Genomic DNA, 26,843 nt, shown 5'->3' on the forward strand with positions numbered 1-26,843 from the left:
TTCATTCTCCTTTAAACGGTTTGTAATAAGTTATATGTAATGCACATTGGTTTGTTTGTTCGTGGATCCTGGCCAATTACAGCATCAATATTAAACACTTTTTTTAATACTTCTGGAACCATGACTTCCTCAGCTGTTCCAAATTTAACAAGCTCTCCTTGTGACAGTGCCACAATATAATCAGAAAAACGTGCAGCTTGATTTAAATCATGGAGTACCATAACAATCGTGCGCCCTTGTTCTTCATTGAGCTTATAAAGTAACTCTAAAACCTCTAATTGATGTGCCATGTCTAAATAGGTTGTCGGCTCATCTAAAAATATAATGTCGGTTTCCTGAGCTAAAGACATTGCAATCCACACTCGTTGACGCTGTCCACCTGATAAAGCGTCTACAGATTGCAAGCGGAAGTCTTCTGTTTTTGTCACTTGTAAAGCCCAGTCAATGACCTCTTTATCTTTCTGTGATAAATTGCCAAAGCCCTTTTGATAGGGAAATCGACCGTAGGATACAAGCTCTTCCACTGTTAAACCATGTGCACTTTCTGGGCTTTGCGGTAAAATGGCAAGTTGTTTCGCCAATTCTTTCGTATTCATCTTGGAAATATTTTGACCGTCCAGAATGACCTGTCCACTCTCATGCTTTAAAATACGTGTAATGGCCTTTAATAAGGTAGACTTTCCGCAACCATTTGAACCAATGATGGTTGTGATTTTACCATCTGGAATTTGCAGCGATAAGTCATGCACAATCGTTTTATTCTCATAACCAACACGAATCGATTCTACTTCTAAACGCAATTTGGACCCTCTCTTTCTTTTTACTTTATTCCATGCTATTATAGGCACTGATAAAAATGATAATCATTATCACTAAAATTAGTCTAGTTTTATGATAAGATTTTGTCAATTACTTTTTTACTATTAATTAAGGATGTGGCAATAAAAATGCAACATGTGTATGATGTGACAATTATTGGCGGAGGCCCTGCCGGCTTGTATAGCGCCTTTTATAGTGGTTTACGAGGATTAAAAACAAAATTACTAGAGAGCCAAGCTCAACTTGGTGGAAAAGTATTACTTTATCCTGAAAAGCTTATTTGGGATATAGGCGGTCATCCCCCTATTTTAGGCGAGAAATTTGTTAAACAATTGATCCAGCAAGCTAAAACATTTGACCCTACGATCCTAACAAACACAAAGGTAGATTTGATTGAACGACAAGAGAATCTATTTATTGTACATACAGCAACTGGTGAAAAGCATTATTCAAAAACAGTTCTACTAGCGGTTGGTGGAGGGATTATTAATCCTCAGAAACTAACGCTGGAAGGTGCTGAGAAGTATGAAATGTCTAATTTACACTATACCGTTCAATCCTATAAACGTTTTGTGAATAGGGATATCCTTATTTCTGGAGGCGGCAATGCGGCCATTGATTGGGCTGTCGAACTGAGCCCTATTGCTAAAAGTGTGACAGTGGTTTACCGTAAAGAAACTTTATCAGCGCATGAGGCAACCGTAAAAGAAGCTATTGATGCTGGGGTCCTTATTGAATGTAATACGACGATTACAAAGCTTTTAGCCAATGATGATAAAACGGCTATTCAATTAGTGAGATGTGAAAACTCAAAAACAAAGGAAAGCTACACGCGTCAAATTGATGAGGTCATCATTAGTCATGGCTATAATTGTGAAGCGTCCCTCACGTTTGATGAAGCAATTTCGATTCCTAAAAAGGACGATTATTATTTCGAAGGCAAAGCAACAGGTGAAACCGTACAGCCTGGTATTTTTGCAGCTGGAGATATTTTATCATTTGAAGGAAAAATTAATTTGCTACTTGGGACATTCCAAGATGCAGCCAATGCGGTCAACTCTATTAAAACTTATTTAGAGCCAACTGCTTATCGTCATGGAATGGTGTCCTCTCATAATGAACTATTTAAAGAGAAAAACCGCTCCATTATCGAAAAAGAACTTGTCCCATCTCATTAATCATAATAGAAACCCTCTTCAAGAAAGTATTCTTAAGAGGGTTTCTTTTTTTATCTGAATAAACTTAATAGTGCCCCCATCTGTCTTAACATATTTACGCCATTCGTAATCGTTCCAGCATGACCCATAATTGTATTTAGATGATCTGGCAACCGCCCTCCTATTCTAGGACCTTGAAATTGCTGATGGGGTGGATAGTTAGGTTGCATCGCTCTACCTCGAAATGGAGGACCAAAAGTTCCCATTTGGTTTGAAGGATAGACTCCTCTTCTATAATTCGGCTGAAAATGTGGCATTTATACACCTCCTATCTAAAAGCTCTTCCCTAGTATATGTGCGTCTTTTATGAAGGAAATAGACGTATGAAGAAGTATCAAAAATTATCTATTTTTGTCCTATAAAAAATAGGGATTTCTAGCTTTTTACCATATGTAAGGGAACCATACTAGTTTTCTTTTCATACTATATAAAAAAGAAGGTGGTTTTCATTCAAAATTCTAATTATCTCCAATTTTTAGCGAAATTTGGTGTGGGTGGTGCCCATCCTGGGGGCATTAATCTATCACAGGAAATCATGAAGAATGAGCGTATTCTACCAGCCTCTCATATTTTAGATGTTGGCTGTGGAACGGGACAAACAGCTGCCTTTTTGGCTTCCCATTATGCAGCCCACGTAACGGGTATCGATATCAATCCCATCATGATAGAAAAGGCACGTCACCGCATGAAAAAAGCACATTTACCAGTCAATATCATTCAAGGCTCGATTGAGGAAACATCATTACCTAATAAAGCATTTGACTTTGTCCTTGCTGAATCAGTTCTTGCCTTTGTAAATAAACAACGTGCATTGCAAGAGATTTTCCGTTTATTGAAAAAAGGTGGACGCTTAATTGCCATTGAATTTACCGTCCCAATGCTCCTTCCCACACAGCAGGCAGACGACATCCAACAATTTTACGGATTTGATGCGCTCCTCACGAAAAAGGATTGGGTTACTTTATTCCAAGAGACAGGGTTTCAAGATATTCGCATACAAAAAAACAAGGATATCTCATCCAAGCCAGAATTCCACATTTCAAAGGATATTGAATCCACCTTGTATGATGTCATGGATGAGCATATGAGGATGAACGAAAAATACGATACTGTTTTAGATTATCGCATCTATATATGTACAAAATAATCATCTAGCCAGCATCCAAAGTGGTGCTGGTTTTTTGTTATGACACCTGTCATATAGTTTCTTTGACTCGTGTGAATAGGTTTTCCCCTCCTGTTTTTCTTATCATGAATATAAGAAAAACAAAGAAAGAGTGATAGAACAATGCAAACACAACAAAGGCTTCCCTTTATCGATATGCTAAGAGGCTTCGCTGTTTTAGGAACGCTTGGAACAAATATTTGGATTTTTGCTTATCTCGGTGATTTATCGTATATCACAACGAGTAATTATACTGGTTGGTGGTCTTTCAATGATTTTTTACGAATGTTAGTGCTATTTTTTGTCAATGGAAAGCTCCTAGGATTATTAACGATTATGTTTGGGGTTGGTTTACAGCTAAAATACCAGCAGGCACTTCGTAGAGGAAATGCTTGGCCTGGCGTGTATCTATGGACGATTGTCTTTTTAGGGTTGGAGGGACTGCTTCATTACACACTTGTCATGGAATATGATATTTTAATGAGCTACGCCATTACTGCCTTTATCGTGGCCATTGTCATTAGATTAGGCGACAAAGTGATGACATGGACTTTCTATCTTTTTGGTAGCTTACATGTTCTCCTCATTCTTTTTATTTTTATCATTTCCTTGCTTGCAGGTAGCGTTTCCTTAAATGGTATGGAAACTGTCGCAGCTATCTATGAAAATGGTACATGGCTGGAGCAAGTACAGCATCGCCTAACAAACTTTTTATTTTATCGGACAGAAGCTATTTTTATTATCCCTATGAATGTATTTTTATTTATTCTTGGCGTCAAGTTCATGCGTAATGAGGTTTTTTCACCAACGAATAAAGGTCATCAGGCTCGACAAAAGCTGTTTACAATCGGTGTATTCATTGGCATTCCATTAAATCTGCTAATTTTTATTCCAGGGGGGCTTTTTGATTTACCTGTTCGTTATGTATGTGCGCCAATTCTATCGATTGGCTATATTGGAATTTTAGGTAAACTGGTAGAATATAAGAGGCTAGAATGGCTTTGGCAACGATTTGCCAATGTCGGCAAAATGTCATTAAGCTGTTATGTACTGCAAAATGTGCTGGCATCTATTATTTTTTACGGCTGGGGACTTGGCCTAGGTGGTCATGTAAATAGCATGCTTATCATAAGTATTTGGATTGCCCTATCTTGCCTACAGCTAGTCCTAGCAACAGTTTGGCAGCAGCAATTCCATATTGGCCCGATGGAGTGGGTACGAAAAAAAACGATTCACGCTCTGACAAAGAATAAGCAATAGAGGATGGTGTAAGCCATAAAAATATATCCTAGAGAACAAGTTAAACATTATTTAATCATCGATGTTGTATCTATAATTGTATTAGTAGCCATGGTGTTATGGTCTCAATCCGCACTCCCTTTCATAGCTAAATTAGCTATTTTATTCTTGTATCTAGGTGCCTTCTATTTGGCTTTATGGAATCGAGATTGGAAGCTACTACTTGCCTCCCTTCTAGGCTTCCTTCTTATTACCATCCTTGCCATTTACGAGGACATTTTCATGCTTATTTTCGGATTTACCTTTGCTGATTTATTAGGGAGAGCGAAATCAAAATGGCATATTGCTAGTGGAATTTTTGGGATGGCTGTCATGTTTTTAATCGTTTTCTTGGCGACCACAAATTCCCTAGCACTTGTTGATTCACAGGTACTAGTACCCATGATGATCATTCAATTGGTATTTCCAATCCTCATTTATTTTGTAGAAAAATCGAAAAATCTACAAAACGAATTGGCAGATGTTAATACCCAGCTTGTTCAGCAGGAGGAAAGGCAGCGCATTGCTAGAGATCTTCATGACACCATTGGTCACACCCTGACGATGATTAAAGTGAAAACAGAATTGACTACTAAACTTATCGACCGGGACCCTGCCAGTGTCAAACAAGAATTAAACGACATATTAGCTACAACACGTACAGCCTTAAAGCAAGTACGTGAGCTTGTTTCGGATATGAATTTCGTGTCTCTCCATACGGAGCTGCACCACTGCCAGCAGCTATTACAAAGTGCCAATATTAAGACCACCATTGACAATCACTGCCCAAAAATTGTTCTTTCTAGTGTTGAGGAAACCATGCTAGCTTTATGTGTACGTGAGGCTACTACTAATATGCTAAAGCATAGTCAAGCTCAGAACTGCCATATACAAATCCACTGTCGAACTAGACAATATACCATTGCTATTCAAGATGATGGGATTGGTTTGGAACAGAAGGGACTGGGCAATGGCATGAACTCGATGAAAGAAAGAATGCGTGTTCTGCAGGGGGATGCCCTGTTTGAAGACAATACAAAGACCGGTACAAAGGTGATATTGAGCATACCCATTCAAGTTGGAAAGGAGCCCCCGTCATGATACGAGTTTTACTAGCAGAGGACCAACAAATGTTACGTGGTGCCTTAACATCCCTTTTGTCCTTTGAACCCGATATTGAAGTAATCGCTGAAGTTTCTGATGGTCAAAAAGCATGGGACTACATTCAGCAGGAATTACCCGATGTTTGCCTTGTAGATATTGAAATGCCCCATCTCTCCGGGTTAGAGCTTGCAGAAAAAATTAAAGAGGCCAATTTGCCCTGCAAAGTAATGATTGTCACAACGTTTGCACGCCCAGGCTATTTACAAAAAGCAATGGATTGTGAAGTACATGGCTACTTATTAAAAGATGAACCGATTGATTATTTAATCGCTACGATTCGCAAGATTATGCAGGGTGAAAAGGTGGTCAGTAAAGATTTAGCCGCTACACTATTTATGAAGGAGCAAAATCCTTTAAATGAGCGAGAAATTGCCGTGCTACAACTAGTGAAGGGAGGCTTAACCACTCATGAAATCAGTAAACAATTATTTTTAACTAAAGGGACCATTCGTAATTATTTATCCACGTCTATTCAGAAACTACAAGTAGATTCAAGACAACAAGCTGCTCAAATTGCGAGTGATAAAGGCTGGCTATAAATCAAAAAATCTCGCCACCACTGTGACGAGATTTTTTTATAGGAGAACGTATGACTGTTTATTTACCTTGTAGAACTACATTAGTCGCAGTAGCCCAATTATTTAACGGCATTACTGTATAGCTTACACCAGCTTTTAATGTGCCACCATTCGCAATATCAAAAATCCCTACTGCCCCTTTACGTGATGAATATCGATATTGAGCTTGTAATGTGCTGCCATCATTACCACGAAGTTCGACACTTCGGCCAGCTAATAAATCCGATTGGGGATCATTTGTTAATTGTAATTCAAATGATTGACTATCGATAGCATTAGCTGATTGCAATGTAAATGGTGCCTTTTTATTGGCAACAAAGCTCCTTTCATCAATTTCTGCCCATTGAGCGTACACTCGGTATGTGACACCTTGTTTTAAAGTTTGACCTGCTGGTAATCTAAATTGAGGTGCTTGTTTACCATCAGCTGCTTGTGTGAAAGGCACATAATTAGCAACAAACTCCTCCCCTTCACTTGTTTTCACTGTCACATAGCGGTCACGTAAAGAAGAAATTACATCGAAACGCTTCCCACTTGCATCACGATTTTGACGATCTATGCTAAATGCAAGATCTCCACGTCCTCCACGGTAAGCCTCAATGATATTGGCATAATCCACTACACCATCCTCTTGGAATGATTCCAAAGTAACTGTATCATCTGTTACTTGCGCCACATTTCGTACAAGTACTTTTTCATCTGTCCCTTCAAAGACTCTATTACGTTGTTCTTTATAGCTCAATCTGTAGTTGAAATCATCTTCCTGGAACGTAACAGGTACAATATATGTACTCGTAGAACCGGTCATTAATCGTGGAACATTGACAATCTCTAAATTTCCATTAAAATTAAAATCTTTTTTAATGGCCTCTAAATTGTTTGGATCAATATCGGCTGCTGCTAAAGGCTGGGTAAATGTAACTTGTAATGTCATTGTGTTTATTGGCTTAACTTTAGTAATTCTCGCCTCCTGCTCATTGTTCGCAGCTGCTACTACTGTCTGACCTGCTGCATCTGCATTTAACGGTTCACTAAATGTAACTAGACCTGCTGATAGTACCGATAAAGCTAGTGCTGCTGGGACAATACGTTTTCTCAATTTCATCTTACAAACTCCCCTTTTGGTTTAATTTGGTTTACAATATTTATCATAAAGTCCATATCTAAACTGCCAATAAATAAACTATTAAAAAAGAATTAAAAAATAGAGAAATATATTTAAGATTAGCGTTGACGATAGAAAAGAGCCACCGAGAGTGTGAACTTCTCGATGGCTCTTATTCAGGACGCCTATTAGATGAATGACTTTAGAGAGAAATGACACATACAGTACTTTATGCAAAAAAACTGCTTGGAACGAAGGGCGATGACTCCCGAACCGGTATTACTTGGCTCCTGCGGCAATTAGGATTTCTTCAATCTCCTTAAATCCTTTCTGTTTCGCGTGCTGTAAGGGTGACACATTATTTTTATCTGGAATATTGACGTCAGCACCATGATCCACCAACAGTTGAATGGCCGTTTGCTGTGTCGGATTGCCATCATTTAAAACGATCGCCTCCATTAATGCCGTCCATCCTAAATGATTGACATGATTCACATCGATATTAGTGGTAGTTAATAATTCCGCAATGACATCAATATAGCCGTGCTCAGCTGCAGGAATTAATGCCGTTCCTCCATAGCGATTGACAATTGTAGGATCGGCACCTGCTTGAATCGTTAGCTTTAATATATCCAAATAGCCTTCCGCACCTGCATATAAGAAAGGCGTGTTGTTCATATCATCCTGGATGTTTACATCAGCACCTGCATCGATTAGTAATTTCGCAGCTTCCACATCCTGATTATAAGTAGCAATCATTAATGCTGTTCGATTATTGGAGTCCTGCGCATTAATATCTACTTTTTCATTGATAACCCTTTTAAGCGATTCTATATTTCTTTTTTCTACCGCTTGAAACAATTGACTAGCCAAATCTGTTGCCACCTCCTCATTTCCGGCTTTCTTAAGCTTTATGGCCTCCGTATCATTTGGGGCACATCCCTGCAGTAAAAATGATAAAGCGATCGTGACCGCTTGCATTTTTTTCATTTGCCATGCACCATCCTCACTAGGTAATTTCATTGTTATATTCTTAGTTTACAAGTCATTACTTAATTGCCTATTAACCATTTCTTAAAAAAGTCTAAAATTTCAATAAAAAACCTCGTCAAGACGACGAGGCGTTGATCTTATACATTTAGGCGATAACCTGCACCCCATACAGTTTCCAAAAACTTTGGCTGTGCAGGATCACGTTCAATTTTTTCACGAAGCTTTCGTATATGCACAGTAACGGTGGAAACATCTGCAGCCGATTCATAGCCCCAGTTTCGCTCATATAATTGTTCTTTACTTAACACTTGATTCGGATGTTTGACAAAAAATACAAGCAAATCGAATTCCTTCGTTGTAAAGGCCACTTCTTCCCCATTCACAAACACCTTACGAGCGGATGTATCGATCGTAATACCATGGATAGACAACATATTATTCGTTGGCTGATTAGAGGCTAAACGCTCATATCTTGATAAATGCGCCTTGACCCTTGCCACAAGCTCACTTGGACTAAAGGGCTTGGTAATATAATCATCTGCTCCTAAACCAAGCCCTCGGATTTTATCTATATCCTCTTTTTTTGCCGACACAAATAAGATGGGAATATTGTTCACTGCTCGAATTTGTTTACAAATTTCAAAGCCATTCATACCTGGAAGCATAATATCTAAAATAATTAAATCATAATCTCCATGAAGTGCCTGCTTCAGCCCCTCATCGCCATTATGTTGTATATCTACCATAAAATCATTAATTTCTAAATAATCACGTTGGAGCTCTGCTATGCTCACTTCATCTTCAATTAATAGTATTTTTTTCATGATCTTTCCTCATTTCCTCATCCTTTTTCAATGAAATGAAAATGCTCGTTCCCTTTGTCAATTCACTCTTTGCCCAAATATCGCCGCCCATTTCAAGGACGATTTGTTTGGCAATCGCTAACCCAAGACCGCTACCACCTGTTTGCGAATTTCGAGAAGGTTCCGCACGATAAAAACGGTCAAATATATGTGGTAATGCAGTAGGATCAATTCCCGTACCATTATCTGTAACTTGAATGATGGCATCATCTACTCGTTCATGCAGGGAAATAATAATCTGCTTATAGGGTTTATCCATATATTTTTCACTATTGCTCAATAAATTAGATAAGACACGTCTTAACTTATCCCTGTCTGCCATAGCAAAAAGCGGTGAGCCTGCTGATATATATTGTAAATGAATATCTCTGGCAATAAAGTCAAAGCTAGCATCCTCCACATAATCATGCATATATTGTTGAAGATTCACACTGTCCATTTGGAACGGAACCTTTTTCAAATCCAATTTAGAAAATAAGAATAATTCATCAATTAATACGTCCATATCCTTAGCTTTCGTATAGATCGTCGTTAAATATTTATCCATCTTCTCTTCGGTATTCGCTACACCATCTTTAATTCCTTCTACATAGCCAATAATAGAGGTCATCGGTGTTTTTAAATCATGGGAGATATTCGATAAAAGTTCTTTCCGATTCTCTTCATATTGAAGCTGAATTTGTACAGACTCCTTGAGCTTGACTCTCATTTCCTCAAACGATCGATTGAGCTGACCTATTTCATCATTAGAACGGGATGTAATTTCAAAATCTAAATCGCCCGATTTAATTCGTTGAGCCCCTTCTTTTAAGGCTGTGATAGGGTTAATGATACTTCTAGACACTAAATAATTTAATAAGCCAATAATCATTAGAAATAAGACAAATAAGATACCTAATAAAATAGGTAATAATTCTCGCGTTATTTCCGCATGTGAACTTACCTCTCTTAAAACAAATATACTCCCCTCCGTTTTGTCAGGGAAATAAAAATCAAACTTCACATACGTATAAAACGCTTGATTAATCATGATTGTGTCACGTGAATTAATATTGGTCGCCTCAAAACCTGGTAAACTTTGCAGTAATAATTGTTGATGCTCTTGCTGTGTGGCATAAACAATTTGATGGTCTTTCCGCACTACAATCTCAATGGAAGGAGCATTGATCGTTTGTAGCTGTTCAATATCTAAAAGCTGCTGGGGATTATTTTTAGCCAAATATTTCAAATCTAAAAAAGCATTTTCCTCTACTGTTGTTAAAGGCTTTTGGACATATGACTTTTTGTAAAAATGCTCAATTGCTTTCACATCACCTGTGATCGCAAAGGCAAAAAGAAAAACCGCTGCAAGTAAAAGCGTGATCGCAATAATAATAACCCCTACATAAGATAGCAAAAACCTCGTTTTAATCGACATCTAAATTCCCCCAATTAGCTGAAACTAATAGCAATGTATCATACAAATCTTAAAACTTTATAAAATCGCGCTGAAAAATCTATAAATAATTTTGCATCAACATAGTATTCGGCTTACAGCAAATGAAATAATCAACACAAAAAAAGATACGACACATTTTGGTTGTGCCGTATCCAATATCGTTATTTAGTTTCTTCTGCTCTTAGTTTCTTTTTAGTTTGCCATCCTAAAATGACATATTCAATCAACACCACTGCGATCAATGACGCACCGAATAATGGCATGATAATCCCTAAAATAATAAGGAAGATAACGAAAGGAAGTGAGATTTTATGTGAAATTTGTGGTGGCGCAGACAGCTCACCTTTTTTCCTACGTAAAATCCAAGTGCGAATTCCCCATACAATTACTGCTAAAAAGGCTAAACATACGAGTAAGTTTAACAGCTTATTTGGCCAGCCAAACAAATGACCCTCATGTAAAGGAATGCCCCATGTAAAGAACTTCGCCAGCATACCATAATCCTCGTAGTTAACCTGATCCATAAACTTGCCGCTATATTGATCAAAATACATCGTTGCTTCGTCTGTAGGCTTGACATCAAGTCCTGTTACACCTGAATTACTAGCCTTTGCCACTGTATAAACGCCTTCTTCGTTTGACGGATAAATAATCGAATAAGGTTTGGCGATATTCATGGCCGTAATTTCTTTTTCAAGATTAGCAATCGTCATTTGGTTGTCGTTTGTATAGCGGACAGACCCACCACCGTGATGCTGTGCATGTTCTCCCTCAGATGTTGGAGCCTCTAATTGACGAGTTGCCCACGGAATTTCAGACACATCTGATGTTGGTGGCTTTTGCTGTAATAATGGGTAGCCGAAAGTCGGACTTTCTGATGCTATATTGGCCAGTATTGAGCCTTGAAAAGCCGACCATAAAAGCCCTGTAGAAATAAACATTACCAATGGAATAGTAATGATTGTCCCAACAAGCGCATGGTATCTCTTACTTTTTTGTCGTTTATTTTCCGACTTGCGCTTTTTCAATAAATCGCCCTTAAATGTCATATAAAGTCCGGATAGTAATAAAAAGATCGTCCAGCAAGCCGCAAGTTCTACTAAATAATTGACAAATGTACCACCAATAAATAGAGAGCTATGGGTATTTCTCATAATATTAGAAAATGTATAATTGGCATCCTGACTACCAACCATTTGATTTTGATCATCTAAAAATATATATTTCTGTTCATTGCCATTTGATAAAGTTAAGCGTGTATTATAAGGCTCTTCTAACATAATCACTTTTGTCGTGGAGTATCCTGCAAATGCTGCCTCTGCTTTTTCCACTGCTTCATCAATTGTTAAGACCTCTTCTTTATGGCTATCGCCAAAAAAATAATCATCATATAAGCGATTTTCTACATCTGTAAAAAACAAATAACCGATCCCACTTAATGTGAGAGATAGCAGTAATGGCGTAATACACAGAGCTGCGAAAAAATGCAAACGCCAAAACCTTGAATAAAGCAGATTTTTCATTTTTAATCTCCAATCTATTTAATCAAATACGCCTCACCGTAATTGCCGCTGTTGTTAGGCTGCGACCAGATTTTGAAGAGGAGCTTGGCCGGAAAGTTCCTCTTCAAAATCTGTGATATCCGCTTGAGGCATTATCTTGATTCAGTAGGCGGCTAAACACTCAATTAGCATCCATCGCCCCTAAGAAGGAAGAACCTTCTGTATTTGGTACTACTTTCAGTACAAACATTTGCTGAATGAAGATAAATATCAAATTTATTATATAAAGTAAAAGTGAAATATGAATGAAGTCCTAAAGGCAGTTTTATGACAAACAAATGTATTCCTAGTGGTATTATGCTATTTATCAATAAAAAAATCATAGCCAAACAAGTAATGATACAAGTTTGGCTACGAATTAGGGTAAATTTATAAACTCATATTCACAAGGATTTTACATTGGCTACGATCTTTCATGAGTGCTTCAAAGCCATTTTCAACGATATCCTCTAAAGCAATTTGGCTTGTAATCACTGCCTGCCCATCGATTACCCCACGGGCTAGTAATCGAATGACCTCTGGGAAAATATTTACGTAAGCGAATGAACCACTAATTTTCACTTCAGGGGAAACTACCGCATTCGGATTGAATTCAACTGGTTTTTCCCAAACACTGACGATTTTAAATTCACCACCCGGATGAACAGCACTTACGCCGCTTGAGAAGGTTGCTTGTACACCAGCTGCGTCATATGCAACATCCACACCGCCATTTGTTTTTTCACGAATAAAGGCAACAGCATCTGTGTCAATTGGATTAATGACATAGGTTGCGCCTAGCTCTAATGCTTTTTGGCGTCGTTCATCAGAAACCTCTACTACAAAGATTTCGCTTGCTCCTGCTGCTTTCACCGCCTGCAAAATTAATAAGCCAATGGGACCTGCACCAAAAATAGCGGCTGTGTCTCCAAGCTTTAATTGACTTTGACGAACAGCGTGAACGGCTACGGCTGTAGGTTCAACAAGTGCGCCAAGCTCTAAGCTCATACCTTCAGGAAGATGATAAATATTTTCCTCACGAACAACAGCATATTCTGCAAAACCACCTGAAATCGTATAGCCATATGACTGGCCGCTTTTACATAAGTTTGAATAGCCACGTTTACAGTTCGCACATTTTCCACATGGGATAGGTGGTTCCACTGCCACGCGATCTCCCACTTTGGTGTGAGTGACACCCTCCGCGACCTCCACAACTACTCCTGAAAATTCATGTCCCAATACTGGCTGTGTACGGAATGCATAAGCGCCTCCTACATACTCATGTAAGTCACTGCCACATATCCCTGCAAATGCAATTTTTACTTTCACCATTCCATTTTCTAGTACAGGTAGTTCGGCTTCCTCTACACGAATATCTTTCATGCCATAAAATTTTGCTGCTTTCATTGCGATTACCTTCTTTTTTAATAGTTTGTTTGTAGACCATTTAACACGAAATCGACTGCAAGATCTGCAATTTGTTCAGGTGTTAATGGCAAAGCGGATCGATTTAAAAATGGATTATTGAGTGAGTACATTAATGTCCCCATGATGAAGTTAAGAGCAATATCAATGGAATCAAAATGAATGGATCGTTGCTCTAAACAAGCTTGTAAAATTGTCCGAAGCTGCTCCCAGGAAGGTAGAAATACGTCCTTCAGCATCTCTAATCGTGGACTATTCATCACAATCTCTTGCTGTAAAATATCAATTAATTCATGCTCATGAATGCGATAAAGGACAAAGTTTCTGCAAAAGCTACGAAGTGCTTCTAGTGAATCATTGACATCATAATGCGCATTCATAAAAGTATGGCGGAGTGGCTCGAATAGGGCATTAAAAACATTTTCTTTGCCACCGAAATGATAGGAAACAAGGGCGAGTGATACATTTGCTTCATCACAAATTTGTCTCACCGTCGTTCCATCGTAACCTCTTGAAGAAAACAATAATTTTGCCGCATGTAAAATTTGATCTTTTACCTCTTTATTTTTTTCTTTTTGCATTAAATCTTTCTTATCGACAGGTCTCACCTCTTTTTTGAACAAGTGTTCAAAACGATTGTTCAATAGAATCTTACGCCTCCTACAAAATGTTGTCAACAAATGCGCAATAAAAAAGGCTACCTCATAAAGAAGTAGCCTTCAAACTTTCATTATCCAATTAATTCCTTCATCACATTCGCGTACGCTGCTAAAATAGATTGCTCATGTGCCGTATCATGCCCAACATATTGTTCAACAAGCTCCTTCAAAGGCTTTGGCTCTTGCATAATTTCAAATTTAAATAAACTTTCATAGTACTCAACAACTTGTGGATTCATGTGGACCACTCCTTTAATAATTTACATAAAAAAGACATCTTTCCCTCATTAGAAAGATGTCTTTTATGACAAATACACGACATAATACGATGTTTGCCATATGGAAATAAGCTTTCTATTCTTCATAGAAGCTACCTTGTTAGCAATCATCGTACTATGAGCATGCAGGAGAATTTCTCTAGTCACACTCAACACCCCCTATCCGCGTAGGTTTTTTGGCTGTACTAGATAAAGGCAGGTCTCCTGGCTTATGTTCATCACACCTTTCACCTTCCCATTACAAGGCGTAACAGTGGTCTCTTGAAATGTGCTCCCATTTACAGTTGCGGGACAGCGTCGGATTTTCACCGATCTTCCCTTTTAAACAAACCCAATTTGGTTTGTACCTCTATCCTATTATTCCGTTTTTATTATTATACCATAAGGTTTGTACGATCTTAATAGATTCCAAAAAACTATAGTTTATTCATGCATTCAGCTATTCCCATCATATTTTTAGCACTGTACACCTTATTTAAAGCGAATATTGCAAAACTAATTTCATTAGTTAAAATAAAAATAAGATTAGTTTACAGGAGGTATTATAAGAATGAAGGTTTCGACTATTAACACCGTATATCAATTGTCATTTATGCCAAGAATATTTCCTGTTAATTGTTATTTTGTAGAAGAGCAACATGAGCTAACACTGATTGATGCAGCATTACCATATAGTGCAAAAAGTATTATCGATGTAGCTAAAACTATAGGAAAACCAATAACGAAGATCATTATTACCCATGCACATAATGATCATATAGGGGCGTTAGATACATTAAAAGAAGAAATACCTGATTGTCAGGTGTACATCTCTTCAAGGGATGCCCTATTATTGGAGGGGAATAAAACTTTGCTTCCCCATGAAAAGGCTGTACCAATAAAGGGAGGGCTTCCTAAAAAGATTAAAACGAAGCCAGACCTATTACTGGAAGATGGTGCACGAGTAGGTTCATTAGAAGTGATTGCAACCCCCGGTCACACTCCTGGTTCTATTACTCTTTTCGACACACGCAATAGAAGTTTAATTGCTGGAGACGCCCTTATAACAAGAGGAAAGCTTGTCGTATCAGGTATGATGAACCCATTTTTTCCGTTTCCTGCCCTTGCTACATGGGATAAAAGCACAGCACTTGAAAGCGCAAAAACATTAAGTAATCTAAAGCCAAGCCTACTAGCTGTCGGACATGGAAAGATGTTAACGCAGCCACAGAAGCTTTTGGAAATAGCTATTGCAGAAGCAGAAAAAAGTTTACAAAGACAATAGGAGATGAGGGTATATCTCGTCGTTTGAATTAGATTTATCTAATATTGTACAAAAGGCAATAAAGTTAGTTGATGACCACCGATTGGATCAACTGTCAATTGGGCTATTAGCAGAGAAATTGGAAGTGCGACCTTCTTCCCAGTATACCCATCTTGATGGATTACCTGAATTGAAGAAAAAGTTAGCCATTCAAGGCGTTAAGAGCCTGCAAGCATCTATGCTTCAAGCTGCGGTGGGACGCTCAGGCGATGATGCCATCCGGGCAATTAGTAAAGCTTATCTTCAATTTGTTCGAGAGCCCCCGGCTTATATGATGCTAGCACGCGCTTTCCAGATGCTAATAACTCTGATGTAAAGCAGGCTCAAGAATCTATCGTACAGATGGTACTTCGTGTATTAGAAACCTTTCATTTGCAAGATGAAATGGCGATTCATATGGTCAGAGGACTGCGCAGTATTCTTCATGGATACACTTCTATTGAACAATTAGGTGGGCGGGATGCCTCTTAATAGAAATAAAAGCTTTTCCATCTTACTAAACACTTTTATAGAAGGTATTTATGCAGTTATGCTCAATCAGCCTGAAACGTAGATGTTGCCACACCACCCTAATTTGTAAATATTTAGGTATCAATCTATAATTAGCTATAAATATAAGGGGAGGTATAACTATGATTATTGCTTTACATCATGTGCAAATTACTATTCCAAAAGGTTCTGAGGAGCAAGGGAAAGAATTTTATTGCGGTGTATTAGGTCTAAAAGAAATAGAAAAACCCGATTCTCTGAAAGGTAGAGGTGGGTTTTGGTTACAGCTTGGTCACCAAGAGGTACATGTAGGAACAGAGGATGGCTTTGATCGATTGTCGACAAAGGCTCATATCGCGTATCAAGTTGAAGATATTGATTACTGGAAGACGAAACTAGCCGAGCATCAAATCAAAATAGTAGAATCTGTCCCTATCCCACATTATGAGCGTTTTGAATTCCGAGATCCATTTGGTAATCGATTAGAAATCATACAGGCAATTGCTTAAACTGTCCTATTTGAGGGCAGTTTTTTTATATGAAACCCGCCCATATTACAGTTTACTGAAACATTTGTAATATAACTGTAAATTCCTTCGATAAAGCCATTTATAGCAGGCGTTGAGGCACTCCCCACTTCTCCCTGGCAACATTTACCGCCAAGAAGCCCTATATTTTCATGCTACGATTATTTCCAAGGCAAGACGATACGGGAGAAATCCTACTAGACGCTTCAGGAGGTAATATACAACATGAATAAACGATTTTTATCTACAACACTTGCATTAACAATTGGATTTAGCTCATTCGGATTAGTCCAAACAGCGATGCAGCCAATTCAAGTAGAGGCAGCTACAACAAATGCACAAAACAACGCTCAGGCAGTTGCCGCTAAAGCCGATCAATTGATTCAAACTGGTAAAAGCTTAATAGGTCAATCGACATATAGCAATACGGTTTACAAGCCTACATATCCTTATAAATTTTCTTGTGCTTCATTTTTAATGTATATCTTCGAGAAAAATGGTGTAGATCTTGGGACGTATAATGAAAACTATATGATTCAACAAGGCACATATGTAGCTCGAAACCAATTACAAAAAGGTGATTTACTATTCTTTAAGAGTAAAAAAACAGGCACGGATCCTGATCATGTAGGTATGTATATTGGTAACAATAAAATGATCCACATGGCTGATACCAAGCAAAATATCGTAATCTCAGATTTAAATAGTAAACCATATTATACTGAAAACTATGTATCCGCACGACGCGTTTTACCTACCCTACTATCTGCCAACCCAGCAACAAAAGGCGATAAAATTGTAGAGAATGCGCTAACGTATAAAAATAAAGCAACGATTAGTTCTTCAACGAATGAATCGAGCTTACGCTTTACAGCTCCAGCATTTGTCGATTTCGTCTATCGTAAAAGCGGTGTGACATTAGGCGCAAAAACGTTAACTGATTTAATGAACCAAGGATCAACAGTAGCACGTGCAAACTTGAAAAAGGGTGATTTAGTATTCTTTAATAGTGTAGCAGGCTCAAAAAATCCTTCAATTGTTGGGATTTATGCTGGTGATCACCGTATTATCATCCCTAATTCCGATGGTGTGATGACGAGAGTTCTATTAGTTGATTACTATAAAGATCACTATATTACAGCTAAGCGGGTTTTCTCTGACACCCCCTCGGTAAGTGCACCTTCAGCGAATACGTCTGCTGATAAGATTATTGCTACAGCTTCAGGTTTAACTAGCAAAGCAAAATTTGGCTATACGTATAATGAGCGTGCACTAACTTTCACAAGTGCAGGATTTACGTACTATGTATTTAACAAGAACGGCATTGATTTAAAGGAGAAACTTGCGAGCAAACAGGCTTTAGTTGGTACAAAAGTTCTCAAGTCTCAGCTTCAAAAAGGTGATTTATTGTTCTTCTCAACGAATGATGGAGGAGCCAATATCACACAAACAGGTATCTATTTAGGAAATAATCAATATATTAGTATGACAACTAACAATGTTGTCAAACAAAATTTAAGTTCCACTTGGGCGCAAAAGAATTATGTTACAGCTCGTCGTGTGTTAAAATAACAAAGCTTTCAATGGTAGGGTGTCTCAACTAGGAGAGACACCCTTTTTATTTAGGATAAATTTTTAAGATTATTAGCAAATTCAATCATGGATCTACTCGACATCGGTCCTTTTATAAGAACAATCGTGTCCGCGTCAAGCTTTGGTTTCAATAATTCTAAAACACCTGTTACATCTTTAAACGTATGAACCTCTGCTTTAGTTCCATCTTTTTTCGCTTGGTCAGCAATTGCCTCTGCCCTTTTGCCGATCGTAATTAATGTATCTATCTGTCTTTCAGCTACTTTGGAGCCAATTTCCCGATGATATTTTTCTTCAAAATTTCCTAATCGCTTTATATCCCCTAGCACAAGAATAACTTTTTTCTCTTTCCCTACTGTATCTAACACTTTCAAGGCTGCTTCGACAGAAGTCGGATTATTGGTCCACGTATCATCAATAATCGTACTGTCACTTATCCCTTGTGTAAATTCTAAATGTCTCGCCATCTGTTTAAAGGTTCTTAATCCTGCAATGGCTTGACGTATGGAAAGTCCCATTTCACTACAGGCAGCAATGGCGGCTAACGCATTATATACTTGATGCTCACCGTAACCAGGGACAAACACATTATACTTAGTGTCTGCTACTTCTAGCACGAATTTCATGCCTGTATGAGCAAATTCTATAGCGGATGCTTTGTAATCAGCCGAATCCTGTAAGCCAAATCTAATTATTTTCCCTTTAAATTTTTGTAATGATATTTTTGCGATATTGGCATCATCTGCATTAATTATTAGTGTACCATCTGCTCGAATTCCCTCGACTATCTCTGCTTTTGCTTTAATATAACCTTCAAGATTGAGACAGCCATCTAAATGGTGAACACCAATATTTGTAATGATGCCGATAGTCGGCTGATAGATCATGCATTGATGTTTGATATTACCTGTATTCCCTAAGCCTAGTTCAAAAATGGCTGCCTGTGTTTTATCATCAACACCCGTCAAATAGGGCAATGATTGCCTTGGCTCATTTTTACTACTAACAGATGCTTGCACTTGCCAATGTTTACTAGTAATATGTTTTAGCATCTCTTTCGTTGTCGTTTTACCACAGGTTCCTGTCAATGCCACAACCGGAATTTGAAAAAGGCCACGATAATATTCGATAAATGTCCAGTATGACTGCGCAACGCTTTTGACGTGTAAAACTGTTGTATTATCTAATGCATTTTTCAACTCAGTAGCTGGCTTATCGGAAATGACCAGGGATGGCCCCTTTCTATCAATCTCTTGCCAATTGATTTTATCACTTCGACTAACAAACATAAGTGTGTGATTGTGAATTAAATCATGTCGATTATAGTAGATTGCATGCTTCACAGACCATTGATCTGATCCATGGATAATTTTCCCCTGTAGGACGCTTCTAATTTTTTGCACACTAATGGATTGCAAGTGTACTACGCCTCCTTTCTTTATCAATCTTGTACAGACCTATTAATTCTCTTGATCAAGAATGCTACATTTATGATCAATTACTATACCTTATTAGAGTGGCATTCTATATGACACAGTTAATATCCTATAAATAAAGAAGTGAGCTAAACTGTGGGAGGTGGCGGTTTAAATTTAAGCTCAGCTGCTAATTTCGAAACCTGTTCACTATACATATCACCCTTTATAAGGACTATCGTATTTTCATCTACAATCTGCTGCAACAATGGATAAACAAGCGTGCTATTTTTATAGGTATAAACAGGAGCGTTAAACCCTAAATTCACAGCATGATCAGCCATGATTCGCGCGTGCTCTCCAATAGTAATGAGCACATCCACACCAATACGGTGAATTAATTCACCCGCCTGCTCATGAATAATATAGCCCCATGAACCCAAATCGGTAATCGTGCCAATAACAGCAATTTTTTTCTTGCCTTCTCCGAGATCATTCAACACTTTTAAGCCTGCCTCTAAGGAAGTTGTAGTAATACTCCATGTATCATCTAAAAGCATGGAATGATTAATGCCCTCAAAGAGCTGTAATTGCTTTTTCAATTGACGGAAAGATTGGAGTTGATTGGCTGCCACCGGAATGGGTACCCCTATTTCATAGGCCGCTGCAATGGCAGCAAGGGCATTGTACACCTGATGTTGGCCAAATCCTGGTACAAAAATGTCATAGATTTTTCTATTATGGTGTAGCTTAAAGTTCATACCCTTTTGATAATATTGGATATGACTTGCACGAAAATGGCAGGAATCATGGATGCCTACCTTCAATACGCGCCCATTAAACTTAGAGATATCTAGTTTTTTAGTATTCATATCCTCGGCGTTTATGATGAGGGTCCCTTTTGGCTGAATAATGTCTAGCATTTCTCCCTTCGCCTGAATATAGCCTTCAAGCGTCTTACAATAATTCAAATGATGGGCACCAATATTAGTAATAATCCCAATAGTCGGCTTAAAATATTTCCCTGCATTCGTGACATCCCCCGGTGAGCCAACAGCTGTTTCAAATACAGCTGCCTCTGTGTCATCTTCAATATTCAGTAAATATTGCAATGATGCCGTTCTTGAGTTACTACTTAATGTCGTTGCTGTCACTTGTCGATCAGCAGAAAGAATATGTTTAATCATCTCTTTCGTCGTTGTTTTGCCTGAAGTACCCGTAATCGCAACAATCGGGATATGAAATTGATTGCGATAAAAATGAACAAATCTCCAATATGCCTCATCTACATTCGCAACCTGTATGATGATGATTTGGGCTGGAATGTCATTTGGCCGATATGCTCTGTCGGTCACTATTACAAGAGGAGAAAGTGGCTCAAGACTTTTCCAATTAACAATACGTTTACTTGTAAAAAGGGCCGTATTGGGCTTTTTCACTTGTTTTAATCGATAAGCACCATGCTGTATTAGCATTTCCTCAGACCCTTGCACTAAATAACCCGCCGTAATCATTGCTAAATTTTTCACCGAAAGAGGCTTCATATCTTTTCTCCCTCCTTTCTTTTCTAGTATATGTAACCTCTTAAAAGTTGCTTGGATGTAGACAAGATACACAACTAGAAGAAAACTATTTCTTTGCATATATATAAAGGTGATTAAGTATCTAAGTACCAATAGAAGGAGTGATATACCTGAAAGCGATTGTATTTATCGGTACAAACAAATCCGGGTCTAGTCGTGAAGCAACAAGAGCAGCCGAAAGATTAGGCTATTTCACAATACTTTTCACCAATAATGAAAAACAACTTCAGCAGCGCCGATCTTATCCTGATATTCATAGAATGATACTCATTGATACTTTGAATATCGAGAGAATGAAAGAGGAAATTGATAAACTAGGAAAAACCGGATTAGAGATAAAAAGTATCGTTAGTTTTGTTGATCCATTTGTGCATGTTGCTTCGATGCTATGTGATGAATTTTGTCATAACTATACATCCTCCTCCGCTATTGAAATTATGGAGGATAAAGAAAAAACTAGAAATTATTTGAAAGACCAACCATACTCACCAAAATTTTCACTCATGAAGCCTAATGAACCCATTGCAAAAAATTTAACATTTCCATTAATCGTGAAATCACCAAAGTCAACAGGCTCAAAGGATGTACTATTAGCAACAGATGCCGACCAGCTGAATAACCACCTCAAAGCATTGCGCAGTAAAAATCCCTATGAATCAATTATGATAGAAGAATATTTGGAAGGCCCTCAATATTTAGTGGAGGCGGTCGTATATCAACGCCAATCACATGTCATTGGCATTATTGAGCAGGAAATTACCCAAGGGAAACGGTTTATCATAACAGGCTATGGCGTATTAGTAAAAGCTCCTAGAGATATCGAGGCAGGCATTGAGGAAGTTCTTCAATCCATCGTCAAAGCTTTTGATATTGAAAATGGCGCTCTTCATTTGGAACTCCGCCTGACAAAAAACGGCTGGAAGCTTATTGAGATTAACCCAAGAATTTCTGGTGGTGCTATGAACAATATGCTTCAAGCAGCTCTCGGATTTAGTTTAGTGGAAGAAACACTCAAGCTCCTTCTTGGTGAAGAGCCTAATCTTAAGCCTAGACATAAAAAGTTTGTGTACACAAAATATGTCATTGTGGAAAGCAAAGGCATTTTAGAAAAAGTGATTGGCAGAACAAGAGCGACGAATTCAACTGGAGTAGTTGAGGTGTATGTTAAGCCAAGGAAAGGTACTTTGCTAACCCCTCCTTTATCAATGGGTCACCGTTATGCCTATGTCATTGCACAAGGTTCAACCCTCTCAGAAGCTCGGAATCATGCAACAACTGCCGCCAAAGAAATTAAATTCATTTTAAGAGTATGAAAAAAAATCCCGAATAATTGCCGCTTGCCAGTGGACAGTTACTCGGGTTTTTTTATATTCATTCAGTTACCTTGACATCATCGATTATTCTTCTTTTAATGTTTGGTCCAAATATTTCACCGTTTCAAACATATTCGTTTTACTAGCACCCTTGACGAGAATCGTATCATGAGGTTTGATGAGTTTATCTAGCAGTGCATGCAAGGCATCTTTATTAATAAAATGGTGTACCCTAGCTGGGTCCATCCCCATTTCAATCGCTGCATTGCTCATTTCATCTGTCCTAAATCCATAGGTAATGAATTCATCAATGCCTTCCTCGTATATATACTCGCCAACCTTCCGATATTCTTCTTCCCTCAACACACCAAGCTCACGCATTTGCCCAATAATCGCCACTTTACGTTTCTTAGCAATATTCGTCAATACATCAATAGCTGCTCGGACTCCTTGTGGATGTGAGTGAACCGTATCATCTATAACCGTAATATCATCGCGCAAGTTATAAATCGTTAAGCGTCTTGGTGGCTTTTTAAAGTTGAGCCCCGCCTGAATATCCAATGGACTAAACCCTAAATAATCTGCTACTGCTACAGCATTAAGAGCATTGTAAACATGATGCTCTCCCAGAATAGGAATATACAATTCGATTTCTTGCCCATGCAGCTTCATTTTAAAGGACATGCCAATATCTTTATACTGAAGATCATAGGCTCGGTAATCAGCATTGCTTTTTATACCTACCGTTAGCATTTTCCCTTTAAATTGCTGTGTCTCTAAAAATCTTGAATTATCATCATCTTTATTCAATATTAATAGCCCTTGCTGATCCATCCCATGAATCAATTCAGATTTCGCCTTTGCAACGCCTCTGACATCCCCATCAAAGTTACCTACATGGGCTAAACCAATATTCGTCACAATACTAATATTCGGCTGAATGATGCTACAGTGATTCGTAATAATACCTGGATAGGCCATGCCATACTCTAATACGACAGCCTGATGGGAATCATTAATTTCTTCCTTATGCTTTTTTGTATGCTCTGTCGTATTCCAATAATCCTTTGATTCAAACACATTCCATTGTTTTGATAAAATCGAACCAACAAATGCTTTGGTTGTTGTTTTTCCCGCACTTCCCGTAATCGCAATAATAGGAAGGTTCTTTTTGACCTCCACTGGATTGCTTTTTTGTTGTACAATCTCCTTTTTGACCTCCACTGGATTGCTTTTTTGTTGTACAATCTCTTTTTTGACCTCCACTGGATTGCTTTTCTGTTGAACCATTTTCTTTTTTATACGTTTTGGATTTTTTGCAAGATACATCGCATAGCGGATGGAATTAATTACGACATCTAATTCTAAATAAAAAGCAGGAGGACAGCCTGGGCGCCAATTTACCTCATACATCCAAATTTTTTGTTGTTGGTCTAAACCAACATCAATGCCAATTTCATCAATCACTTCCCCAAATTTCTCCATCTGTATGTCATCTAGATGATGAGCCAGTGCTAAAGAGAAATGCTCGAGCATTCGCCGAATATTGTAAGCTTCTTCTTTGAACTCTTGCTCTAAAAATGGATCTAAGTAATTGGTGAATCCGCCATTATTAATATTCGGAATGATAGAGCCATTTGGAGCAATCCGAGGATAAACAGTCGTCACCACCCATTTTCCTTCACCATTCTTTTGCACATGCAGACGGAAATCATATACTTGCCCTGCCTTTGTAATCGATTGAATATAAGGCTGCATAATAAAAGTACCTGACGCTAGCTGCTCTTTTAACAAAGCATCTAACTGAGGCTTTGAATAGATTGTGTTTGTACTATCCTTTTTCACCTCAAAATTCTTCGGTCCCGCCTTCGTAATAAAATAAATTCCTTTTCCTTTACGTCCATCAATCGGCTTAAACACAACCCTTTTATAATAATTAATGAACTTATGAAATACATCGGCATCCTTGACAATTTCAGAAGGAATCAAATACTGTTCGAATTCCTTGGCTTCCTTTAATCGCTTCATCACATTCCATTTATTCCCTATTGAATACGTCGTAAAGGGAATCTCTTCTTTTAAGCGATCAATAATCTCCTTGGACACAGATAGCTTCTCGGGACTCCCCGCATTATAAATAACATCTGGAAAAGGCATTGTTTTCTCCTGCCACTGCCCATCCTCATAAACCTTAGCTCGAATGGAACGTTTCGCAAAATCAACACTTTTAGGTGTAAAATAGAAAAACTGTGCCCCTTCTGCCTTTGCAACTGCTGCATACGCATAAGACTTGAGAACTGTTGTTGGATCAAGTCGATGATGCAGCATACCAATAATCGTCATAGCTAACTTCCTTTCATTAGATTCTCTCTCTATTACATTCACACTTAATCCCTTTCATATAGACAGATGCTCTAGCTCTAGTAGTTTAATATGAGGCTACCATTTAGGCTCTATGATAAATTTCCCTTTTAGCATATCTGGCTTTAATAGCTGAATCGCTGAAATGCCACTAAGTTCAATGGATTTTTCTGTACTTGTTTTTTCTAGCCTCACTACATCTGCAAGGAAATTTGTATCGTTCCCCTCATAGTCAAAGGCGCGCAGCAATGACACCGTGCCACGATATCGATCCTTATCGACATCCTCTATACGGAAAAATTCCGTTTCAAAATTCTTTACCGTATCCATTAACCTTAAATGAGCGCCACTATTGGTAATTAAAAAAAACGGAATCGTATCACTCCCAACTATTTTGACAAGCAGCTGACCGAAATATTTAGAATGAAAATCCATCATAATATCCTGAAGATCCTTCAAATCGCATAAAGCTTCGCATAAAAAATGATTTCTTCTTTTCTCACTATTCAAATCGTAGCCCCCTTTCTAGTCTGAATAAGTATCTTGGTCCCCGTAAGTTGCCCTCTCGTTATAATATGTAGCGATCAATAATATGACGACCTTTTCACAAAGAAACTAAAAAAACCTCTACCATCCGAAATGAATGGGTAGAGGTTCGAAGCATTTCATTATTTGACAAAGCATGCCAAAAGATCTTCTAAATCATATTGTTCTAAGGTATCGATTGTATGATGACCTGTAGCAAAAGGTAATTGCTTGGTGATGGTATTGGGAATAACTACCGTATGAAGCCCTGCTGCCAAAGCTGCACGTGCTCCATTCGGCGAATCCTCCATAGCGATCGCTTCACTAGCGCTTACCCCTAACTGTTCAAGCGCCTGCAAATACAGCTCAGGATCAGGCTTAACATTTGTCACCGTATCAGCCGTACAATAACAATCAAAAAATTCGCGTATTCCTAGTGCATCCACAAACCGATCAATCCATTGACGACTTGAGCTACTAGCAATACCCATTTTTAAACCCGCTTCCTTTGCTTGCTGCAAAAGATTTAAAATACCAGGTCGTATCACTTCCAATTCCATTAGCTCCGCATGCCTTGCTTGAATAGATGTACGAAATGCCTCCACATCCAAATCCATCTGATGATGTGTCACGAGATAAGTATAAGGATTAAAATCTTGAAGATTTGTCCCAAGGCATTTCGCATACATCTCTAACGTTAATTCCACACCATATGATGCATAAGCATCCTTAAAAACCGTATACCAAGCTGTTTCTGTATCAATAATCGTCCCATCAAAATCAAAAATAATTGCCTTCATTAACATCCTCCTCCCCTCAACAGGTTATTTCGCTATTCTCGCAGGCTTGCTGGAACTTTGCCTGCTCTATCTGGCACTTTGACGGTTTTATCCATCACTTTGACAGCGCTATCCGTCACTTTGCCTTTTCTATCCGTCACTTTGCCTGTTCTATCCGTCACTTTGCCTGTTCTATCCGTCACTTTGACGATTCTATCCGTCACTTTGCCTTTTCTATCCGTCACTTTGCCTGCGCTATCCGTCACTTTGATGCTTCTATCCGTCACTTTGACGATTCTATCCGTCACTTTGACGATTCTATCCGTCACTTTGACAGTTCTATCCGTCACTTTGCCTGTTCTATCCGTCACTTTGACGCTTCTATCCGTCACTTTGCCTTTTCTATCCGGCACTTAGACGCTTCTATCC

The 26,843-nt window shown here is 38.3% G+C and carries 28 protein-coding genes and 1 riboswitch; of the genes, 11 read left to right on the plus strand and 17 right to left on the minus strand.

What is annotated here, in order from left to right; all coding sequences use genetic code 11:
* Positions 1-11: 11 nt before the first annotated feature.
* On the minus strand, positions 12-800 hold the full coding sequence (locus AC07YC_RS06605; protein ID WP_336635983.1) for an ABC transporter ATP-binding protein: 789 nt from the start codon (positions 798-800) through the stop codon (positions 12-14).
* A gap of 147 nt (positions 801-947) precedes the next feature.
* Here AC07YC_RS06605 and AC07YC_RS06610 point away from each other — a divergent pair, with 147 nt between their 5' ends.
* A complete protein-coding gene (locus tag AC07YC_RS06610; RefSeq protein WP_494918819.1) occupies positions 948-1,997 on the plus strand; it encodes an NAD(P)/FAD-dependent oxidoreductase in 1,050 nt (349 codons plus the stop codon).
* 50 nt (positions 1,998-2,047) lie between these two features.
* On the opposite strand, the gene AC07YC_RS06615 is transcribed toward AC07YC_RS06610, so the two are convergent.
* Positions 2,048-2,293, minus strand: coding sequence for a hypothetical protein (locus AC07YC_RS06615; protein WP_336635985.1), 246 nt, complete (start codon positions 2,291-2,293; stop codon positions 2,048-2,050).
* Positions 2,294-2,475: 182 nt separating this feature from the next.
* Between AC07YC_RS06615 and AC07YC_RS06620 the strand changes: the two genes are divergently transcribed.
* From AC07YC_RS06620 to AC07YC_RS06635, 4 genes are all read left to right on the plus strand, one after another.
* On the plus strand, positions 2,476-3,183 hold the full coding sequence (locus AC07YC_RS06620) for a methyltransferase domain-containing protein (protein ID WP_336635986.1): 708 nt from the start codon (positions 2,476-2,478) through the stop codon (positions 3,181-3,183).
* A gap of 141 nt (positions 3,184-3,324) precedes the next feature.
* Positions 3,325-4,461: a DUF418 domain-containing protein gene (locus tag AC07YC_RS06625; protein ID WP_494918820.1), complete on the plus strand. Its 1,137-nt coding sequence runs from the start codon at positions 3,325-3,327 to the stop codon at positions 4,459-4,461.
* 90 nt (positions 4,462-4,551) lie between these two features.
* Entirely contained in the window at positions 4,552-5,580 is a 1,029-nt protein-coding gene (locus AC07YC_RS06630) for a sensor histidine kinase (RefSeq protein WP_494918821.1), read from the plus strand.
* Positions 5,577-6,182 (plus strand): response regulator, encoded by a 606-nt coding sequence (locus AC07YC_RS06635; RefSeq protein ID WP_494918823.1) that lies wholly within the window; start codon positions 5,577-5,579, stop codon positions 6,180-6,182. The genes AC07YC_RS06630 and AC07YC_RS06635 overlap by 4 nt, the downstream gene beginning before the upstream one ends.
* Positions 6,183-6,240: 58 nt before the next feature.
* On the opposite strand, the gene AC07YC_RS06640 is transcribed toward AC07YC_RS06635, so the two are convergent.
* The 9 genes from AC07YC_RS06640 to AC07YC_RS06680 form a co-directional block, all read right to left on the minus strand.
* Positions 6,241-7,326: a hypothetical protein gene (locus tag AC07YC_RS06640; RefSeq protein WP_494918824.1), complete on the minus strand. Its 1,086-nt coding sequence runs from the start codon at positions 7,324-7,326 to the stop codon at positions 6,241-6,243.
* Positions 7,327-7,605: 279 nt separating this feature from the next.
* On the minus strand, positions 7,606-8,316 hold the full coding sequence (locus AC07YC_RS06645; RefSeq protein ID WP_494918952.1) for an ankyrin repeat domain-containing protein: 711 nt from the start codon (positions 8,314-8,316) through the stop codon (positions 7,606-7,608).
* A 140-nt stretch (positions 8,317-8,456) separates the two neighbouring features.
* A complete protein-coding gene (locus tag AC07YC_RS06650) occupies positions 8,457-9,143 on the minus strand; it encodes a response regulator transcription factor (RefSeq protein WP_036125131.1) in 687 nt (228 codons plus the stop codon).
* Positions 9,121-10,599: a sensor histidine kinase gene (locus AC07YC_RS06655; protein ID WP_494918826.1), complete on the minus strand. Its 1,479-nt coding sequence runs from the start codon at positions 10,597-10,599 to the stop codon at positions 9,121-9,123. The genes AC07YC_RS06650 and AC07YC_RS06655 overlap by 23 nt, the downstream gene beginning before the upstream one ends.
* Before the next feature lie 182 nt (positions 10,600-10,781).
* A complete protein-coding gene (locus tag AC07YC_RS06660; protein WP_494918828.1) occupies positions 10,782-12,143 on the minus strand; it encodes a PepSY-associated TM helix domain-containing protein in 1,362 nt (453 codons plus the stop codon).
* Positions 12,144-12,551: 408 nt separating this feature from the next.
* Positions 12,552-13,571 carry a 2,3-butanediol dehydrogenase gene (locus tag AC07YC_RS06665; protein WP_336635993.1) on the minus strand — a complete coding sequence of 340 codons (1,020 nt, stop codon included), beginning with the start codon at positions 13,569-13,571 and terminating at the stop codon, positions 12,552-12,554.
* 17 nt (positions 13,572-13,588) lie between these two features.
* Complete coding sequence (locus tag AC07YC_RS06670; protein ID WP_494918830.1) at positions 13,589-14,233, minus strand: TetR/AcrR family transcriptional regulator; 645 nt, start codon at positions 14,231-14,233, stop codon at positions 13,589-13,591.
* Positions 14,234-14,319: 86 nt separating this feature from the next.
* Positions 14,320-14,487, minus strand: a complete 168-nt coding sequence (locus AC07YC_RS06675) for a hypothetical protein (RefSeq protein ID WP_008175715.1) — start codon at positions 14,485-14,487, stop codon at positions 14,320-14,322.
* Positions 14,488-14,550: 63 nt separating this feature from the next.
* Positions 14,551-14,673 (minus strand): hypothetical protein, encoded by a 123-nt coding sequence (locus AC07YC_RS06680; RefSeq protein ID WP_336635995.1) that lies wholly within the window; start codon positions 14,671-14,673, stop codon positions 14,551-14,553.
* Positions 14,674-14,703: 30 nt separating this feature from the next.
* Positions 14,704-14,892: riboswitch (cobalamin riboswitch) on the minus strand.
* A gap of 184 nt (positions 14,893-15,076) precedes the next feature.
* On the opposite strand from AC07YC_RS06680, the gene AC07YC_RS06685 reads away from it, so the two are divergent.
* The 5 genes from AC07YC_RS06685 to AC07YC_RS06705 all read left to right on the plus strand — a co-directional run bounded on the left by AC07YC_RS06685 (position 15,077) and on the right by AC07YC_RS06705 (position 18,417).
* A complete protein-coding gene (locus tag AC07YC_RS06685) occupies positions 15,077-15,790 on the plus strand; it encodes an MBL fold metallo-hydrolase (RefSeq protein ID WP_494918831.1) in 714 nt (237 codons plus the stop codon).
* Positions 15,791-15,872: 82 nt separating this feature from the next.
* The gene (locus AC07YC_RS06690) at positions 15,873-16,145 is read left to right on the plus strand and encodes a hypothetical protein (RefSeq protein WP_494918833.1); all 273 of its coding nucleotides are present in this window, start codon (positions 15,873-15,875) and stop codon (positions 16,143-16,145) included.
* The gene (locus AC07YC_RS06695) at positions 16,076-16,300 is read left to right on the plus strand and encodes a TetR-like C-terminal domain-containing protein (RefSeq protein WP_494918953.1); all 225 of its coding nucleotides are present in this window, start codon (positions 16,076-16,078) and stop codon (positions 16,298-16,300) included. Before AC07YC_RS06690 ends, AC07YC_RS06695 begins: the two co-directional genes overlap by 70 nt.
* Positions 16,301-16,461: 161 nt before the next feature.
* Positions 16,462-16,827, plus strand: a complete 366-nt coding sequence (locus AC07YC_RS06700; RefSeq protein WP_494918835.1) for a VOC family protein — start codon at positions 16,462-16,464, stop codon at positions 16,825-16,827.
* A 243-nt stretch (positions 16,828-17,070) separates the two neighbouring features.
* The gene (locus tag AC07YC_RS06705; protein ID WP_494918837.1) at positions 17,071-18,417 is read left to right on the plus strand and encodes a C40 family peptidase; all 1,347 of its coding nucleotides are present in this window, start codon (positions 17,071-17,073) and stop codon (positions 18,415-18,417) included.
* Positions 18,418-18,467: 50 nt separating this feature from the next.
* On the opposite strand, the gene AC07YC_RS06710 is transcribed toward AC07YC_RS06705, so the two are convergent.
* Both AC07YC_RS06710 and AC07YC_RS06715 read right to left on the minus strand, forming a co-directional pair.
* Positions 18,468-19,841, minus strand: a complete 1,374-nt coding sequence (locus AC07YC_RS06710; protein ID WP_494918838.1) for a UDP-N-acetylmuramoyl-tripeptide--D-alanyl-D-alanine ligase — start codon at positions 19,839-19,841, stop codon at positions 18,468-18,470.
* Between the two features lie 161 nt (positions 19,842-20,002).
* A complete protein-coding gene (locus AC07YC_RS06715) occupies positions 20,003-21,397 on the minus strand; it encodes a Mur ligase family protein (protein WP_494918839.1) in 1,395 nt (464 codons plus the stop codon).
* 140 nt (positions 21,398-21,537) lie between these two features.
* On the opposite strand from AC07YC_RS06715, the gene AC07YC_RS06720 reads away from it, so the two are divergent.
* Positions 21,538-22,749, plus strand: coding sequence for an ATP-grasp domain-containing protein (locus AC07YC_RS06720; protein WP_336636001.1), 1,212 nt, complete (start codon positions 21,538-21,540; stop codon positions 22,747-22,749).
* Between the two features lie 84 nt (positions 22,750-22,833).
* Here AC07YC_RS06720 and AC07YC_RS06725 read toward each other — a convergent pair whose 3' ends face one another.
* The 4 genes from AC07YC_RS06725 to AC07YC_RS06740 form a co-directional block, all read right to left on the minus strand.
* Complete coding sequence (locus AC07YC_RS06725; RefSeq protein WP_494918841.1) at positions 22,834-25,092, minus strand: YheC/YheD family protein; 2,259 nt, start codon at positions 25,090-25,092, stop codon at positions 22,834-22,836.
* A 96-nt stretch (positions 25,093-25,188) separates the two neighbouring features.
* Positions 25,189-25,620, minus strand: a complete 432-nt coding sequence (locus AC07YC_RS06730) for a hypothetical protein (RefSeq protein ID WP_193831594.1) — start codon at positions 25,618-25,620, stop codon at positions 25,189-25,191.
* A 158-nt stretch (positions 25,621-25,778) separates the two neighbouring features.
* The gene (locus tag AC07YC_RS06735; RefSeq protein ID WP_336636003.1) at positions 25,779-26,441 is read right to left on the minus strand and encodes an HAD family hydrolase; all 663 of its coding nucleotides are present in this window, start codon (positions 26,439-26,441) and stop codon (positions 25,779-25,781) included.
* Between the two features lie 26 nt (positions 26,442-26,467).
* Positions 26,468-26,827 (minus strand): hypothetical protein, encoded by a 360-nt coding sequence (locus tag AC07YC_RS06740; protein ID WP_494918842.1) that lies wholly within the window; start codon positions 26,825-26,827, stop codon positions 26,468-26,470.
* Between the last annotated feature and the right edge of the window lie 16 nt (positions 26,828-26,843).

It is taken from the genome of Lysinibacillus sp. GW247-5R2A (assembly GCF_059424475.1).

Excerpts from the sequence above, each read along its gene's own strand:
- AC07YC_RS06665 (WP_336635993.1), bottom strand. The coding sequence starts at position 13,571 with ATGAAAGCAGCAAAATTTTATGGCATGAAAGATATTCGTGTAGAGGAA.
- AC07YC_RS06660 (WP_494918828.1), bottom strand. The coding sequence starts at position 12,143 with ATGAAAAATCTGCTTTATTCAAGGTTTTGGCGTTTGCATTTTTTCGCA.
- AC07YC_RS06685 (WP_494918831.1), top strand. The coding sequence starts at position 15,077 with ATGAAGGTTTCGACTATTAACACCGTATATCAATTGTCATTTATGCCA.
- AC07YC_RS06630 (WP_494918821.1), top strand. The coding sequence starts at position 4,552 with ATGGTGTTATGGTCTCAATCCGCACTCCCTTTCATAGCTAAATTAGCT.
- AC07YC_RS06635 (WP_494918823.1), top strand. The coding sequence starts at position 5,577 with ATGATACGAGTTTTACTAGCAGAGGACCAACAAATGTTACGTGGTGCC.
- AC07YC_RS06700 (WP_494918835.1), top strand. The coding sequence starts at position 16,462 with ATGATTATTGCTTTACATCATGTGCAAATTACTATTCCAAAAGGTTCT.
- AC07YC_RS06645 (WP_494918952.1), bottom strand. The coding sequence starts at position 8,316 with ATGAAAAAAATGCAAGCGGTCACGATCGCTTTATCATTTTTACTGCAG.
- AC07YC_RS06675 (WP_008175715.1), bottom strand. The coding sequence starts at position 14,487 with ATGAATCCACAAGTTGTTGAGTACTATGAAAGTTTATTTAAATTTGAA.
- AC07YC_RS06640 (WP_494918824.1), bottom strand. The coding sequence starts at position 7,326 with ATGAAATTGAGAAAACGTATTGTCCCAGCAGCACTAGCTTTATCGGTA.
- AC07YC_RS06715 (WP_494918839.1), bottom strand. The coding sequence starts at position 21,397 with ATGAAGCCTCTTTCGGTGAAAAATTTAGCAATGATTACGGCGGGTTAT.
- AC07YC_RS06655 (WP_494918826.1), bottom strand. The coding sequence starts at position 10,599 with ATGTCGATTAAAACGAGGTTTTTGCTATCTTATGTAGGGGTTATTATT.
- AC07YC_RS06725 (WP_494918841.1), bottom strand. The coding sequence starts at position 25,092 with ATGACGATTATTGGTATGCTGCATCATCGACTTGATCCAACAACAGTT.
- AC07YC_RS06735 (WP_336636003.1), bottom strand. The coding sequence starts at position 26,441 with ATGTTAATGAAGGCAATTATTTTTGATTTTGATGGGACGATTATTGAT.
- AC07YC_RS06650 (WP_036125131.1), bottom strand. The coding sequence starts at position 9,143 with ATGAAAAAAATACTATTAATTGAAGATGAAGTGAGCATAGCAGAGCTC.
- AC07YC_RS06610 (WP_494918819.1), top strand. The coding sequence starts at position 948 with ATGCAACATGTGTATGATGTGACAATTATTGGCGGAGGCCCTGCCGGC.
- AC07YC_RS06705 (WP_494918837.1), top strand. The coding sequence starts at position 17,071 with ATGAATAAACGATTTTTATCTACAACACTTGCATTAACAATTGGATTT.
- AC07YC_RS06625 (WP_494918820.1), top strand. The coding sequence starts at position 3,325 with ATGCAAACACAACAAAGGCTTCCCTTTATCGATATGCTAAGAGGCTTC.
- AC07YC_RS06615 (WP_336635985.1), bottom strand. The coding sequence starts at position 2,293 with ATGCCACATTTTCAGCCGAATTATAGAAGAGGAGTCTATCCTTCAAAC.